General features: G+C 65.9%; 12 protein-coding genes and 1 CRISPR repeat array (1 of these 13 only partly in view). Of the genes, 5 read left to right on the forward strand and 7 right to left on the reverse strand.

From position 1 onward, the window contains the following. Positions 1 to 453: a CRISPR direct-repeat array (repeat unit 37 nt; unit sequence GCGTCGCCCGTCAGTGATGGCGGGCGTGGATTGAAAC) (it extends 7,693 nt beyond the left edge of the window). Between the two features lie 10 nt (positions 454 to 463). The 4 genes from EV672_RS19010 to EV672_RS08990 form a co-directional block, all read right to left on the reverse strand. After that, on the reverse strand, positions 464 to 1,585 hold the full coding sequence (locus EV672_RS19010; protein ID WP_424923134.1) for an MBL fold metallo-hydrolase: 1,122 nt from the start codon (positions 1,583 to 1,585) through the stop codon (positions 464 to 466). Positions 1,586 to 1,654: 69 nt separating this feature from the next. After that, positions 1,655 to 3,010, reverse strand: coding sequence for a patatin-like phospholipase family protein (locus tag EV672_RS08980; RefSeq protein WP_166643513.1), 1,356 nt, complete (start codon positions 3,008 to 3,010; stop codon positions 1,655 to 1,657). Between the two features lie 156 nt (positions 3,011 to 3,166). Continuing rightward, entirely contained in the window at positions 3,167 to 4,693 is a 1,527-nt protein-coding gene (locus EV672_RS08985) for a fumarate hydratase (protein ID WP_133608435.1), read from the reverse strand. A gap of 53 nt (positions 4,694 to 4,746) precedes the next feature. Next, a complete protein-coding gene (locus EV672_RS08990; RefSeq protein WP_133608437.1) occupies positions 4,747 to 5,358 on the reverse strand; it encodes a YqhA family protein in 612 nt (203 codons plus the stop codon). 141 nt (positions 5,359 to 5,499) lie between these two features. Here EV672_RS08990 and acs point away from each other — a divergent pair, with 141 nt between their 5' ends. From acs to ilvD, 4 genes are all read left to right on the forward strand, one after another. After that, positions 5,500 to 7,482, forward strand: a complete 1,983-nt coding sequence (gene acs / locus EV672_RS08995; protein ID WP_133608439.1) for an acetate--CoA ligase — start codon at positions 5,500 to 5,502, stop codon at positions 7,480 to 7,482. A gap of 373 nt (positions 7,483 to 7,855) precedes the next feature. Then, on the forward strand, positions 7,856 to 9,670 hold the full coding sequence (locus EV672_RS09000; RefSeq protein ID WP_133608441.1) for an MFS transporter: 1,815 nt from the start codon (positions 7,856 to 7,858) through the stop codon (positions 9,668 to 9,670). Between the two features lie 174 nt (positions 9,671 to 9,844). Next, a complete protein-coding gene (locus EV672_RS09005) occupies positions 9,845 to 10,120 on the forward strand; it encodes a TIGR04438 family Trp-rich protein (protein ID WP_133608443.1) in 276 nt (91 codons plus the stop codon). 62 nt (positions 10,121 to 10,182) lie between these two features. Continuing rightward, a complete protein-coding gene (ilvD, locus tag EV672_RS09010) occupies positions 10,183 to 12,033 on the forward strand; it encodes a dihydroxy-acid dehydratase (protein ID WP_133608445.1) in 1,851 nt (616 codons plus the stop codon). Between the two features lie 109 nt (positions 12,034 to 12,142). On the opposite strand, the gene EV672_RS09015 is transcribed toward ilvD, so the two are convergent. Beyond that, positions 12,143 to 13,399, reverse strand: coding sequence for a putative Na+/H+ antiporter (locus tag EV672_RS09015; RefSeq protein WP_133608674.1), 1,257 nt, complete (start codon positions 13,397 to 13,399; stop codon positions 12,143 to 12,145). A 79-nt stretch (positions 13,400 to 13,478) separates the two neighbouring features. Here EV672_RS09015 and lgt point away from each other — a divergent pair, with 79 nt between their 5' ends. Then, positions 13,479 to 14,282, forward strand: coding sequence for a prolipoprotein diacylglyceryl transferase (lgt, locus tag EV672_RS09020; protein ID WP_133608447.1), 804 nt, complete (start codon positions 13,479 to 13,481; stop codon positions 14,280 to 14,282). Positions 14,283 to 14,291: 9 nt separating this feature from the next. On the opposite strand, the gene EV672_RS09025 is transcribed toward lgt, so the two are convergent. Beyond that, positions 14,292 to 15,092: an ABC transporter ATP-binding protein gene (locus EV672_RS09025; RefSeq protein WP_133608449.1), complete on the reverse strand. Its 801-nt coding sequence runs from the start codon at positions 15,090 to 15,092 to the stop codon at positions 14,292 to 14,294. A gap of 56 nt (positions 15,093 to 15,148) precedes the next feature. After that, entirely contained in the window at positions 15,149 to 16,066 is a 918-nt protein-coding gene (gene ntrB, locus EV672_RS09030) for a nitrate ABC transporter permease (RefSeq protein ID WP_133608451.1), read from the reverse strand. Positions 16,067 to 16,094: the final 28 nt, after the last annotated feature.

Here is a 16,094-nt window from a genome sequence, read left to right on the forward strand (position 1 = left end):
CAGTGATGGCGGGCGTGGATTGAAACCGGCGTGGGCAAAGTTGGTCCGCGAGAACACCCCGCGTCGCCCGTCAGTGATGGCGGGCGTGGATTGAAACTTGCAGCCATGGGGCCAACCATGGGGCCAAACCAGGCGTCGCCCGTCAGTGATGGCGGGCGTGGATTGAAACTTCCGCCAGGAACGCGAGGTGGACGAAGCGGCCAAGCGTCGCCCGTCAGTGATGGCGGGCGTGGATTGAAACACGGCATCCCGATTCACAAAGACAAGTTGCCCGAGCGTCGCCCGTCAGTGATGGCGGGCGTGGATTGAAACGGTTTCCTCATCCCCGTCGCCGCACCCATCCGATGCGTCGCCCGTCAGTGATGGCGGGCGTGGATTGAAACGTGGTCTTCAATGGCGTGGACGCGGCCTTGTCGGCGTCGCCCGTCAGTGATGGCGGGCGTGGATTGAAACTCCGAGAAGGTCACCCAAAACTTGAGGCCGCCCTTGCGTCGCCCGTCCAAAACGCCGATGGTGGCAATGCGCGCCGCGCCACCCGCATCGTCTCCCCAACCGCCAGCACGGCGAAGCGCTCTGCGGGGATCTGTGCAGCGGCCAAGGCCTTGGCCAGCGCCCGCGGTGGCTCGTCCAGCGCTTCGTCGGTGAGCTGGAAGGTGCCCCAGTGGACCGACAGGGCGCGTTGGCAGCCCAGGTCCTGGAAGATCTGCACCGACTCCTCGGGGTTGCAGTGCTGGTCTTTCATGAACCAGCGCGGCTCGTAAGCGCCAATGGGCAGCAGGGCGAGGTCGAAGCCGCCGCCAAGCGCGGGCGTGTGCTCGCGCCCGAAGTGCCGGCGGATGTCGGCAAAGTCTTTCGAATAGGCCGTGTCGCCCGCGAAAAACAGGTGGCAGTCGGGCGACAGCACCGCGAAGCCGCCCCACAGGCTGCGCAGCGCGTCGGTGGCCGTGCGGGCCGACCAGTGCTGGGCGGGCGTGAGTGTCAAGGGGATGCGGGCGTGGCCGGGGCGCAGGCTGTTGGCGTCCAGCACGTGGGTGTCCCACCAGTCCAGCTCGGTGACGCGGTGCATGCCGCGCCGCGCGAACCAGGCCTTGTGGCCCAGCGGACAGATCACCAGCGGCATGCCGCCGGGCTGGCGGGCCAGCGCGCGCATCGAGCCTTCGTCGAGGTGGTCGTAGTGGTTGTGCGACAGCAGCACCACGTCGATGCGCGGCAGCTGCGCCAGCGTCAAGCCGGGCGGCGTGTGGCGCTTGGGGCCGGCCCACTGCACGGGGAAGCAGCGCTCCGAGAACACCGGGTCGGTGAGGATGTTGAGCCCGCCGATCTGCGCCAGCACCGTGATGTGCCCGATCCAGGTGGCCGCAGGCTGCATGGCCAGGCCGGCCTGGGCGTTGGCGTGGATGAAGGCCAGCTCAGGCGCCACCACGGGAATGGGCTCGGTGAGGGCCCGGGGGTGGCCAGCGCGCCAGGCTTGCCAGCGCCAGCGCAGGATCTCGTGCCACTTCTTGCCCCGGAACGAGGTGTAGGTGTTCTGGAAGCCGTCGGGGCGGTGGTGGTGGCGGGACGGGTCGAAGTGGGGGTTCTTCATGGGCCGCCATCTTAGGGCCGCGGCGCCCCCGACCCGTCCGACCCGTCCTCAGGGCTCAGGCTTCGGGCCTCAGGCGCGGTCAGCGAAAGCCTCGACCAGGGTGCGCCGCACGCGCTTGTAGTCTTCCCAGTCGAAGTTCTTCAGGAAGTCGATGGCCGACTCCGCGCCCAGCCGGAACAGCGCCAGCTTGGTGTCGCGGGCCATGCCGAAGTCCAGCCAGCTGATCTTGCCCGTGTCGATGTAGCCCACCAGGCGCTTGTAGTCCGGGTTGTGCTTGATGAACTCGTTGTCCATGGCATGACGGGCGGTGTTGAAGGCGCCGCCGATCACGCTGGGCAGGCCCTTGATCTCGATGTTGTGTTCGTCCCATTGCAGCTTCACACCCAGGGTGGGGCGCAGCGGCACGCGGCTGGTGTTGTGGAAGGCATCGATGGGGAAGTTCGACAGCACGCCGCCGTCCACGAAGTGGTGGGTCTTGGGCAGGAAGTTGCCGCTGTAGCAGCGATCGGGCCAGGTGGTGTGCTGTTGCCACAGCGCGCGCGTGGCATCGTCGGCTGGCAGCGAGGGCAGCTGGAAAGTGGCGAAAAAGCCGGGGATGGACATCGAGGCGCGCGCGAAGTCGGCCACGTTCACCTCGTCGGGCTGGGGCCAGTACAGCTCGGCCATCTGAGGCAGGTGCACCTTGGTTTCGGTGGAGATGTCGGCCGTCACCACACAGAGTTGGTCGCGCTGTTTGCGCACCAGGTAGTGCCGAACGCCCTTGATGTCCTCCCACAGGGGGGCGTCTTTGGGCAGGCTGCGGAAGTCTTCGGGGTCCACGCTGTCGCGCACGCGCAGTGGGGGCAGGGCGTTCATGCGCTCGCGCAGGCCCTTGACGGTCATGGGCTGACCCTGGTTCATGCCGCGCAGCAGGCTGTCCATCCAGCGTTGGAAGACCACGCCGCGGTTGAGCGCGTGGATCTCGCTGAGGTTGTCGAGCACCTGGGTGGTTTTCCAGACCTTGCGGAAGGTGCTGGCATCGCCATCGAGCCAGGCTTGCAGGGCCTCCATGGCGTCGGTGTCGCCGTCCTTGCGGCCATCGACGAACTCGGCCATCGGCATGTTCGCCAGGGCCGCGATGAGGGTGTCCACGCGCGTGCGGGCCGGGGTGTTGGCCGCGGCCAGGGCAATCGCCGAGATGGCCCCCGCCGAGGTGCCGCCGATGCCGATGAAGCGCAGGCCGGCCGATTCCAGCACGTGCAGGTAGCCCAGCAGGGCCAGGCCCAGGGTGCCGCCGCCCTCCATCACCAGGTCGATGTACTGGTGGCCATCGGCGTCGATCAGGTCGCTGTAGGTGTTGGCCTGCAGCGCTTGGACGCTGGCGTTCAGGTCCTGGATGTGGTGGAGGAAGTCTGCGGCCGTGACCGGCAGGTTGGGGGTGTTCATGGAGGCTCTCCCGTGGGCTGACAAGGTGCCAAAAGGTACGTCAGACGGGCCGGGGCTGCCATCCCTATGCCGTGGCGGCGCGCCCATGAAAAAGCCCCGCACGGGGCGGGGCTCTGGGTCGCGCGGGGCGCTGGGGGAGCTCGGTGTTCCTGGGTTTCAGGCCACGTTCACGGGGATCTTGCCGATCTTGGCCTGCCACAGCTTCGGCCCTTCGATGTGGGCGCTGGTGCCGCCCGAATCGACGGCCACGGTCACCGGCATGTCCACCACGTCGAACTCGTAGATGGCTTCCATGCCGAGGTCCTCGAAGCCCACGACCTTGGCGCCCTTGATGGCCTTGGAGACCAGGTAAGCCGAGCCGCCCACGGCCATCAGGTAGGCCGACTTGTGCTTCTTGATGGACTCGATGGCGACGGGGCCGCGCTCGGCCTTGCCGATCATGGAGATCAGGCCGGTCTGCTCCAGCATCATGTCGGTGAACTTGTCCATGCGGGTGGCGGTGGTGGGGCCAGCCGGGCCGACCACCTCGTCGCGCACCGGGTCCACCGGGCCGACGTAGTAGATGACGCGGTTGGTGAAGTCCACGGGCAGCTTCTCACCCTTGGCCAGCATGTCCTGGATGCGCTTGTGTGCGGCGTCGCGGCCGGTCAGCATCTTGCCGTTGAGCAGCAGGGTCTGGCCCGGCTTCCAGCTGGCGACTTCGGCCTTGGTCAGCGTGTTCAGGTCCACGCGCTTGGACTTGTTGTAGTCGGGCGCCCAATGCACGTCGGGCCACAGGTCCAGGCTCGGCGGGTCGAGGAAGACGGGGCCGGAGCCGTCCATCACGAAGTGGGCGTGGCGGGTGGCCGCGCAGTTCGGGATCATGGCGATGGGCTTGGAGGCGGCGTGCGTGGGCCAGGTCTTGATCTTGACGTCCAGCACGGTGGTCAGGCCGCCCAGGCCTTGCGCGCCGATGCCCAAGGCGTTGACCTTCTCGTACAGCTCGATGCGCATCTCTTCGAGCTTGTTCTGCGGGCCGCGCTCCAGCAGCTCGTACATGTCGATGTCGTCCATCAACGATTCCTTGGCCAGCAGGGCGGCTTTCTCGGCCGTGCCACCGACGCCAATGCCCAGCATGCCGGGCGGGCACCAGCCCGCGCCCATGGTCGGCACGGTTTTCAGCACCCAGTCCACGATGTTGTCGGACGGGTTGAGCATATGGACCTTGGACTTGTTCTCCGAGCCACCGCCCTTGGCCGCGACGGTCACGTCCACCTTGTCGCCGGGCACCAGCTCCATGAAGACCACGGCGGGCGTGTTGTCCTTGGTGTTCTTGCGCTCGAAGATCGGGTCGGAGAGCACCGAGGCGCGCAGCTTGTTGTCGGGGTTGTTGTAGCCGCGGCGCACGCCTTCGTCCACGGCTTCCTGGATGCTCTTGTTGCCAAAGCCTTCCCACTTCACGCCCATCCCGATCTTCAGGAAGACGTTGACGATGCCGGTGTCCTGGCAGATGGGACGGTGGCCCTCGGCGCACATGCGCGAGTTGGTCAGGATCTGCGCGATGGCGTCCTTGGCCGCGGGCGACTCTTCGCGCTCGTAGGCGCGGGCCAGGTGGGCGATGTAATCGGCCGGGTGGTAGTAGCTGATGTACTGCAGGGCAGCGGCGACGGATTCGACGAGGTCGTCGTGGCGGATGGTCGTCATGGTGGGCAAGCGGGTAGGTTGCGGGACGGGTGCGAGTGTATGCCTGTGCGGGCTCAGTGTGGCTTGTCTTGGTCGCTGGGGGCGTGCGGCGGGTGGATCAGGCGGTCGGTGTAGGCAATCGCCATGGCCGAGAGCAGGAAGGCGATGTGGATCACCGTTTGCGCGATCAGGGCCTTGTCGGAGTAGTTCTCCGCGTTGATGAAGGTCTTGAGCAGGTGGATGGACGAGATGCCGATGATGGCCGTGCCCAGCTTGACCTTGAGCACCGAGGCATTGACCTGGTCCAGCCATTCCGGTTGGTCAGGGTGGCCGTCCAGGCCCATGCGCGACACGAAGGTCTCGTAGCCGCCCACGATCACCATGATCAGCAGGTTGGAGATCATCACCACGTCGATCAAGCCCAGCACGACCAGCATGATGGTGGTTTCCGTCAGGTGGGTCGGCGGGTGGTCGCTTTGTTGCCCGGACGCTTCAAAAATGGCGCGCAAGGCGTCCGGGTTGCCGAAGGCGGCTTCCACCAGGTGAACCAATTCGACCCAGAAATGAAAGACATACACCGCCTGCGCGAGGATCAGGCCGAGATACAGCGGCAATTGCAGCCATCTGCTGGCAAAGATGAAATTCGACAGCGCGGTGGGTTTGGAGGGTTTCTTGAGGTTGGTCATGGTGGGTTCGGGATAGTCCGTAGCAACAAATTGTAGAGATGGGAGCATGGTCTTGGGTTGGCAGGGTCTCCATGCATGATGTGATCACCTTGCCAGTTAGACCCGCTGGCGTCACAAGCGCTGGTTTTCAGGAGCATGGCCATGTCTGGCACCCAACAAACCGCACAAACTTCCACCCTCTACCCCGTCCCAGCCGCTTTTGCGCAGTCCGCACACATCGGCAGCCGTGAAGCGTATGACAAGCTGTGCCAGGAGGCCCAGCACGACCACACCGCTTATTGGGGCCGCCTGGCGCGCGAATTCCTCAGCTGGCACCAACCGTTCACCCAAACGCTCGACGAGCGCCAGGCGCCGTTCTACAAATGGTTCGAGGATGGCCTGCTGAACGCATCCTACAACTGCCTGGACCGCCAGATCGAGGCCGGGCTGGGCGACAAGACCGCCATCATCTTCGAAGCCGACGACGGCCAGGTCAGCCACGTCTCCTACAAGGAACTGCTGTCCCGCGTGAGTCGCCTGGCCAACGCCCTGAAAGCGCAGGGCGTGAAGAAGGGCGACCGCGTCGTGCTGTATTTGCCCATGTCCGTCGAGGGCGTGGTCGCCATGCAGGCCTGCGCCCGCATCGGTGCGACCCACTCGGTGGTGTTCGGCGGCTTCTCGGCCCAGAGCCTGCGCGACCGCATCGAAGATGCCGGCGCCGTCATGGTCATCACCGCCGACGAGCAAGTGCGCGGTGGCAAGACCCTGCCGCTCAAGGCCATCGTGGACGAAGCCCTGACCCTGGGTGGCTGCGACAGCATCCGCCAGGTCATCGTGTTCCAGCGCACGGGCGGCAAGGTGGCCTTCCAGGCCGGCCGCGACCTGTGGATGCACGAGTTGACGGCAGCCCAGTCCGACGTCTGCGCCCCGGAGTGGGTCAGTGCCGAGCACCCCCTGTTCCTGCTCTACACCTCGGGCTCCACCGGCAAGCCCAAGGGCGTACAGCACAGCACGGGCGGCTACCTGCTGCACGCGGCCGTGACCATGAAGTGGACCTTCGACTACAAGCCCGATGACGTCTTCTGGTGCACGGCCGACATCGGCTGGGTCACGGGCCACACCTACGTGGCCTACGGCCCGCTGGCCAACGGCGGCACCCAGTTGGTGTTCGAAGGCGTGCCCACCTACCCGGACGCCGCCCGCTTCTGGCGCATGATCGAGGCCCACAAGGTGTCGATTTTCTACACCGCGCCCACGGCCATCCGCGCCCTGATCAAGGCCGCCGAGTCCGATGCCAAGGTGCACCCGCGCAACTTCGACCTGAGCAGCCTGCGCCTGCTGGGCACGGTGGGCGAGCCCATCAACCCGGCCGCCTGGGAGTGGTACCACCGCGAAATCGGGGGCGGCAAGTGCCCCATCGTGGACACCTTCTGGCAGACCGAAACCGGCGGCCACATGATCACGCCGCTGCCCGGTGCCCATGCCCTGACCCCTGGTTCCTGCACGCTGCCCTTCCCGGGCATCGACGCGGCCATCGTGGACGAAACCGGCAAGGAAGTGCCCTGGGGCCAAGGCGGCCTGCTGGTCGTGCGCAAGCCCTGGCCGTCCATGATCCGCACCATCTGGGGCGACCCGGAGCGCTTCCAGAAGTCCTACTACCCGCCCGACTTCGGCGGCAAGTACTACCTGGCGGGCGACGGCGCCATCCGCGACGTCAACACCGGCTACTTCACCATCACCGGCCGCATCGACGACGTGCTGAACGTGTCGGGCCACCGCATGGGCACGATGGAGATCGAATCGGCGCTGGTCTCGCACCCCCTGGTGGCCGAAGCCGCCGTGGTGGGCCGCCCCGACGACCTCACCGGCGAGGCCATCTGTGCTTTCGTGGTGCTCAAGCGTCCGCGTCCGGAAGGCGATGAGGCCAAGCAGATCGCCAACGAGCTGCGCAACCACGTCGGCCAGGAGATCGGCCCGATCGCCAAACCGAAGGACATCCGCTTCGGTGACAACCTGCCCAAGACGCGCTCCGGCAAGATCATGCGCCGCCTGCTGCGCGTGGTGGCCAAGGGCGAGGACGTCACCCAGGACACCTCGACGCTGGAGAATCCGGCCATCCTGGACCAGCTCTCGCAGCGCAACTGAAGCGCTGACATTCTCTGTCGCCATACCCTGGGCGGAGAATGTTCAACGGTCTTATATAAGGGCTGGCTCGAGCACCCTCTGAAAACCCGCCGCTCACCCCGGCGGGTTTTCTTTTGGGCATGGCCGGGCGGGTTGTGTCAGAACGGGACAGTTTCTCGCGCCCATTATTTGACAACGTTGATTGCCAATTTTTGAGCCTCGGGTAAACCATGCCTGAGACATTCACTTTTCGCGCCATGTTGGCGTTCCCCCTCATGGCAAGCCGGGGTCATACCCCTTAGATTAAGGGGGTGACTGCGCCACAAGTGCGGTCCTACATCGCAATGACGAGGAGCTTTTTAAAATGGCAAATACCAGCGTATCGACTGCACCGATGACCGCTGAGGAAAAGAAGGTGATTTTCGCCTCCAGCCTCGGCACGGTTTTCGAGTGGTATGACTTCTATCTTTACGGATCCTTGGCGGCCATCATCGCCAAGCAGTTTTTTGCCGGTCTTGATCCGACATCGGCATTCATTTTCGCGCTGTTGGCATTCGCAGCCGGTTTCATCGTTCGCCCCTTTGGTGCGCTGGTGTTTGGTCGCCTCGGCGACATGATCGGCCGGAAGTACACCTTCCTGGTCACCATCCTCCTGATGGGCGCGTCCACGTTCATCGTGGGCATCTTGCCGAACTACGCCTCCATCGGCGTGGCCGCTCCGATCATCCTGATCCTGCTGCGCTTGCTGCAAGGCCTGGCGCTGGGCGGTGAGTACGGCGGTGCCGCCACCTACGTGGCCGAGCACGCCCCGCACGGCCGCCGCGGTGCCTACACCGCCTGGATCCAGACCACGGCCACGCTGGGTTTGTTCCTGTCGCTGCTGGTCATCCTGGGCACCCGCACCGCCATCGGTGAAGACGCCTTCCAGGAATGGGGCTGGCGCGTGCCGTTCATCGTGTCGCTCGCACTGCTGGGCATCAGCGTGTGGATCCGACTGAGCATGAACGAATCGCCCGCCTTCAAGAAGATGAAGGCCGAGGGCAAGACCTCCAAGGCCCCGTTGACCGAGTCCTTCGGCCAGTGGAAGAACCTGAAGATCGTGATCCTGGCCCTGTTCGGTCTGGTCGCAGGTCAGGCGGTGGTCTGGTACACCGGTCAGTTCTATGCGCTGTTCTTCCTGACGCAGGCCCTCAAGGTCGATGGCGCCACGGCGAACATCCTGGTGGCCATCTCGCTGCTGATCGGCACCCCGTTCTTCGTGGTGTTCGGCACCCTGTCGGACAAGATCGGCCGCAAGCCCATCATTCTGGTGGGTTGCCTGGTCGCTGCGCTGACCTACTTCCCGCTGTTCAAGGCCCTGACCGAGTACGCCAACCCCGATCTGGCCAAGGCCCAGGCTTCGGCCCCGGTGACGCTGGTGGCGGACTCCTCGGAGTGCTCCTTCCAGTTCAACCCGACCGGCACCGCCAAGTTCTCCAGCTCGTGTGACGTGGCCAAGCAACTGCTGGCCGCCAACTCGGTGAATTACGAGAACGTGGAAGGTCCGAAGGGCTCGGTCGCGGTGGTGAAGGTCGGTGATGTGGCCATCAACAGCTACGCCGTCACCAAGGTGAGCGAAGCCGATGTGCCCGCCGCCAAGGAGGTCGCCACCAAGGCCAAGGACGCAGCCCTCAAGAAGGTGGACGACCTGAAGGCCGCCGGTGACACCGGTGCCGAGGCCGCCACCAAGCTGAAGGACGCCGAGAAGGCTGCCAAGGAAGCCACCGCTGCCCTGGCTGCTTTCGACAAGGACGCCAAGGCGGCTGCGACCAAGGTCATCGACGGCCAGTTCAAGAAGGCTGTGGGCGCTGAGCTGAAGAAGGCCGGCTACCCCGCCAAGGCCGACCCGGCCAAGCTGAACAAGCCGATGATCGTGGCCATCCTGTCGCTGCTGGTGATTTACGTGACCATGGTCTATGGCCCGATCGCCGCCATGCTGGTGGAGATGTTCCCGACCCGCATCCGCTACACCTCGATGTCCCTGCCGTACCACATCGGCAACGGCTGGTTCGGCGGTTTGCTGCCCACCACGGCGTTTGCCATCGTCGCGCAGACCGGCAACATCTACAACGGCCTGTGGTACCCGATCATCATCGCCTCCATCACCTTCGTGATCGGCCTGCTGTTCGTCAAGGAAACCAAGGACGTGGACATCTACGCAGACGACTGAGCCCGCCCGGTCAGCGGCAGACGTTGACCGCAGACACCCCGGCAGGTTCGCGCCTGCCGGGGTGTTGTCATTTGTGACATGCGCGGGCATGTGCGGGCGTGTCGGCCGGGGGCGGGTGGTTTATAAACGCTGACGGGGTGTCGGCATCGGCTGCCCCGAAGCAGGAGCAAACACATGTGGTTGGTGGCAGTGGGCGTGTTGGTGTTGGTGTTGAACTTCGCCGGGGTGGGCGCCGTGGGGCGGCTGGTCTGGTGGGAGGACGCCTGGATCATGCTGGCGCCTTTCGGCCTGGCGGCGCTGTGGTGGTTCATCGCCGACAGCACGGGCCACACGCAGCGCAAGGCCATGGCCAAGATGGATGCGAGGAAGGAGTCCCGCCGCGTCAAGAACATGGAGGCGCTCGGCCTGCGCAAACCCGGACAGAAGTCAGGGCAGGGGCGCAAGCGCTGACCTGCTTGGGGCTGCCGGGATAAAATCAGTGATTCCTCGCGATTGAATTTCCGGAGCCTTCCATGCCTCAGTACCGTTCCCGCACCTCCACCGCCGGCCGCAACATGGCCGGCGCGCGCGCCTTGTGGCGTGCCACCGGCATGAAGGATGGTGACTTCGAGAAGCCGATCATCGCCATCGCCAACAGCTTCACGCAGTTCGTGCCCGGCCACGTCCACTTGAAGGACCTGGGTCAGTTGGTCGCGCGTGAAATCGATGCCGCCGGCGGCGTGGCCAAGGAATTCAACACCATCGCCGTGGACGATGGCATCGCCATGGGCCACGGCGGCATGTTGTACTCGTTGCCCTCGCGCGACCTGATCGCCGACAGCGTGGAGTACATGGTCAACGCCCACACGGCCGACGCGCTGGTGTGCATCTCCAACTGCGACAAGATCACCCCCGGCATGCTGATGGCCGCGCTGCGCCTGAACATCCCCGTGGTGTTCGTGTCGGGTGGCCCGATGGAAGCCGGCAAGGCCAAGATCGAAGGCAAGGTCATCTCGCTGGACCTGGTGGACGCCATGGTCAAGGCCGCCGACAAGAACTGCTCCGACGAGGAAGTGGCGCAGATCGAGCGCTCGGCCTGCCCGACCTGCGGTTCGTGCTCTGGCATGTTCACCGCCAACTCGATGAACTGCCTGACCGAGGCCCTGGGCCTGTCCCTGCCGGGCAACGGCACCGTGCTGGCCACGCACGCCGACCGCGAGCAGCTGTTCCGCCGCGCCGGTCGCACCATCGTGGACCTGGCCAAGCGCCACTACGAGCAGGACGATTTCTCCGTGCTGCCGCGCAACATCGCCAACTTCAAGGCCTTCGAGAACGCCGTGGCGCTGGACGTGGCCATGGGCGGTTCGACCAACACCGTGCTGCACTTGCTGGCCGCCGCCTGCGAGGCCGAGGTGCCCTTCACCATGGCCGACATCGACCGCATGTCGCGCAAGGTGCCGTGCCTGAGCAAGGTCGCGCCCGCAGTGCCCGATGTGCACATCGAAGACGTGCACCGCGCTGGCGGCATCATGTCCATCCTGGGTGAGCTGGCCCGTGGCGGCCTGCTGCACACCGACGTGCCCACCGTGCACAGCAAGACCATGGCCGAGGCCATCGCCAACTGGGACGTCACCGTCACCCAGGACGAGGCCGTGCACACCTTCTACAAGGCTGCGCCTGGCGGCATCCCCACGCAGGTGGCCTTTTCGCAAGACAGCCGCTGGAAGGCGCTGGACCTCGATCGCGCCAAGGGTGTGATCCGCTCCAAGGAGCACGCTTTCACGGCCGATGGTGGCCTGGCGGTGCTCTACGGCAACATCGCCGAAAAGGGCTGCATCGTGAAGACGGCCGGCGTCGATGAGTCCATCTGGACCTTCACCGGCAAGGCCCGCGTGTTCGAGAGCCAGGAAGACGCCGTCGAGGGCATCCTGGGCGAGGTGGTGCAGGCCGGCGACGTGGTCATCATCCGCTACGAAGGCCCCAAGGGCGGCCCCGGCATGCAGGAGATGCTCTACCCGACGTCCTACCTCAAGAGCCGCGGCCTGGGCAAGGATTGCGCCTTGTTGACCGACGGTCGCTTCTCCGGTGGCACCTCGGGCCTGTCCATCGGCCACGCCTCGCCGGAAGCGGCGCAGGGCGGCGCCATCGCGCTGGTGGCAGATGGCGACACGATCGAAATCGACATCCCCAACCGCCGCATCCACCTGGCCATCAGCGACGAGGCCCTGGCCGAGCGCCGTGCCGCCATGGAGGCCAAGGGTGCCGATGCCTGGAAGCCCGTCAAGCGGGAGCGCTACGTCTCGGCGGCTCTGCAGGCTTACGCGCTGCTGACCACCTCGGCCGACACCGGCGCGGTGCGCGACCTCTCGCAGATCAAGCGCTGAGCACCGAGCGCCCGGATCGCCCGGATCGCTCTGACCGCTCCCATGCAAGCCCACCCCCGCGGTGGGCTTTTTTCATGGCCGCGCGCGTCGGTGCATCACAAGCGGCGCATCACAACAGCTTGAAGGCCAGCAGCGCCACCAGCGTCGGGCCCAGCGCCGCCAGGAACAGCCCGCCTGCGGCAATGGACTGGTCGGCAAACCCGCCCTTGAGGATGGCCGCGCCCGCCGGGTTGGGCGCGTTGGCGATGATGGTCAGGCCGCCTCCTGTGACGGCGCCAGCCACCAGGGCGTACTTGAACGCATCGCTCAGGCCGGGCACCAGCGAGCCCAGGTAGGTCAGGGCGGCGTTGTCGGTGATGGCCGTGAGTGCCGTGGCACCGAAGAAGACCGCATCGCTGCTCATGCTCAGCAGCACGGGCTCCAGCCACCATTGCTGCTGACCGCCCAGCACCACCAGCCCGGCCAGGAAGAAGGCCACCAGCAGGCCTTCGCGCAAGATCAGCGGCGACTGGTAGCGCTCGTAGGCGGTGGTGAAGCCCAGGAAGAACATGAACAGGCCCAGGAAGACGGCCGGGTGGTGGGCGAAGACCACGATGCCGGCCAGGAAGGCCAGGTGGATGAGCGTGACCAGCGCGGGCGGCGGTGCTTCCTGCGCTGGCGGAAAGCCGGGCAGGGCGCGCAGCTCTTTGCGGAACAGCAGCACCAGTCCGATGACGTTGATCAGCACCGCCAGTGCCGCTTTGTCGCCGAAGTTGAAGAACATGTGGCTCAGGTCCCAGCCCCAGGCGGATGCCACCATCAGCACCGGCGGTGCAGCGTAGGGCGTCAGCGTCCCACCGATGGACACATTGACGAACAGCACGCCCAGGGTGCCGTACTTCAGTCGCGTGGACACCGGGTGGGCGTAGAGGCCGTCCTTGAGCAGCAGGGCCGCGAGGGTCATGGCCGCCGGTTCGGTGATGAACGAGCCCAGCAGCGGCACGACCGACAGCACCACCAGCATGAAGGCGATGCCCGCAGGCAAGGGCAGGGCACGCACGAGCAGGCGCACCAGCTGTCCGGCGAGTTGCAGGATGGGCTTGCTGGCGGCCGCCACCATGATGGCGAACACGAACAGCGGCTCGGTGTAGTTGCGGGTGTCCAGGTAGTGCACGGCCGCCTGTTTGCCTTCGATGGCGAACATCAGCACGATCAGCACCATGGCCCAGAAGCCGAACACCACCTCGACCTCGCCCAGGAAGTGCCACAGGCCGGCATGTGCGGGCCGCGTGTGCGCCAGGCGTTCGAAAAACTTGGTCGAAAAGGTGTGAACCAGGGCCAGGCCGAAGAGGATGGCGCCCAGCAGCTGGAGGGTGGTCGGGTGCATGGTCTGGATGCTAGCAGCGTCGTGGGTGCGCCCCGCCGAAACGGGCGTGTGGGTGCCCACATCGGTTATCGTTCGCGCCATGCTGATCCATCCTCAATTCGACCCCATCGCCGTGGCCATCGGGCCGCTGCGGGTGCACTGGTACGGCCTGACCTACCTGGCGGCGTTCACCTTCTTCTACCTGCTGGCCACCGCGCGCGTGCGACGACCGTGGTTCGCGCAGCACGGCTGGGATCGCCAGAGGGTCGAGGACTTGCTGTTCTTCGGTGTGCTGGGCGTGGTGCTGGGCGGGCGCCTGGGCTACGTGCTGTTTTACAAGCCGGCCTATTACCTGCAGCACCCGGGTGAGATCCTCGCCGTCTGGCAGGGGGGCATGGCCTTCCACGGGGGCTTGCTGGGCGTGATCGCGGCCTTGGCGGTGTTCGCGTGGCTGCGCAAGCGCCCCTTCCTGGAGGTGGCCGACATCGTGGCGCCGTGCGTGCCCATGGGCCTGGCCGCTGGGCGCATCGGCAACTTCATCAACGGGGAGCTGTGGGGCCGTGCGGCCGACCCCTCGCTGCCTTGGGCGATGGTGTTCCCGCAGTCGGGCACCGACTTGGCGCGCCACCCCTCGCAGCTCTACCAGTTCGGGCTGGAGGGTGTGCTGCTGTTCGCGTTGCTTTGGTGGTACGGCCGCAGCCAGCGTCCGCTGGGCGCGGTGGCGGGTGCCTTCATGTTCGGCTACGGCCTGTTGCGCTTCACCGCGGAGTACTTCCGCGAGCCCGACAGCTTCCTGGGCCTGTTGGCCTTGAACATGAGCATGGGCCAGTGGCTGTGCGTGCCCATGATCGCGCTGGGGGCGCTGATCTGGGGCGTGGCCCAGAAGAACGCCAGCCAGCGCTGAGGTGACCGTTCAGGCCGCCTGCTTGTGGGCTGTGCCGTGGCGGGTGTAGAGGAAGTCCAGCACGGCCTTGCGGCAGTGCATGTAGGTCGGGTCCTCGGCCAGCGCGACGCGGTTGCGCGGGCGGGCCAGGGGCACGTCCAGCACCTCGCCGATGGTCGCGGCCGGGCCATTGGTCATCATCACGATGCGGTCGGACAGCAACACCGCCTCATCGACATCGTGGGTGACCATCACCACCGTGCTGTGCGTGCGCGCCACGATCTTCAGCAACTCGTCTTGCAGGTGGGCGCGGGTGAGGGCGTCCAGGGCGCCGAAGGGCTCGTCCATCAGCAGGACCTTGGGCTCCATGGCCAGGGCCCGCGCAATGCCCACCCGCTGCTTCATGCCACCCGAGATCTCGCTGGGCCGCTTCTGGGCCGCGTGCGACATGCCCACCAACTCCAGGGCGTCGGCGGTGCGCTTTTTCAGCGCGGCCTTGTCTTCCTTGGCGCCGAACACGCGCTCCACGGCCAGGTGCACGTTCTCGAAGCAGGTCAGCCAGGGCAGCAGCGAGTGGTTTTGAAAGACCACGCCGCGCTCCGGACCGGGGCCGGCGATTTCCTTGTTGTCGCAGATCAGGCCGCCGCTGGAGGGCAACAGCAGGCCGGCGATCAGGTTCAGCAAGGTGGACTTGCCGCAGCCCGAGTGCCCGATCAGGGCGATGAACTCGCCTTTGTGGATCTGCAGGTTGATCTCGCGCAGGGCGTGGAAGTGGCCCTTTTTCGTGTGGAACACCATCTCGGCCTGGTGGATGTCGATGAAAGCGGTCATGGTCGATCTCCGGATGCTGTGTGCGGGGTGGTGCAGGTGGGTGCGGTGCTGCGGGGTCACTCGAAGCTGAAGCGCTTGGCCACGGCGACCAGGGCGTTTTCCAGCAACAGACCGACGACGCCGATGACGATGATGGCGATGATGATGTGGGCCACGTTGAGGTTGTTCCACTCGTCCCAGACCCAGAAGCCGATGCCCACGCCGCCGGTCAGCATCTCGGCGGCGACGATCACCAGCCAGGCGGTGCCCACCGACAGGCGCACGCCGGTCAGCATGTAGGGCAGCACCGAGGGGAAGAGGATCTTGGTGACGATCTTCCACTCTGACAGGTTCAGCACTTTGGCCACGTTGAGGTAGTCCTCGGGCACGCGCTGCACACCCACGGCGGTGTTGATGATCATGGGCCAGATGGAGCAGATGAAAATCGTCCAGATGGCAGCCGGGTCGGCCGACTTGAACACCAGCAGGCCGATGGGCAACCAGGCCAGCGGAGACACCGGGCGCAACAGGCTGATCAGTGGGTTGAGCATGGCGCCGACCACCTTGGAGCGGCCGATGAGGAAGCCCATCGGGATGCCCACCACGGCGGCCAGGCCGAAGCCCAGGGCCACGCGCTTGAGCGAGTACAGGATGTTCCAGCCCAAGCCCTGGTCGTTCGGGCCATTGCGGTAGAACGGGTCGGAGAACAGTTTGACCGCCTCCTCCCAGGTGGCTGCCGGCGTGGGGAAGTTGCCGCCCTTCATCGTCAGCAAGCCCCAGATGGCCACCACCAGGCCGATGCCGGCGAGCGGTGCGAGCAGCTTGAGGGACCAGGCGGCCCAGTCCACCGAGGCCAGGGGGCTGGGGCGCGCAGGGGTGGACGAAGCGATGCTGGCCGGCGGTGTCATGGCGTGGTGGCCGGGCTTGCCGGGTGTCTGGCTGGCGCGCAGGGCGTCGCTGGCTTCGGAGGGGCTGTGAAAAACGGCGCTGACCATGGGGTGCTCCTGTGGCGAAGGTGGGGCG

The sequence above is a fragment of the Aquabacterium commune genome, from assembly GCF_004362855.1.
In the GTDB taxonomy this organism is placed as follows: domain Bacteria; phylum Pseudomonadota; class Gammaproteobacteria; order Burkholderiales; family Burkholderiaceae_C; genus Aquabacterium; species Aquabacterium commune.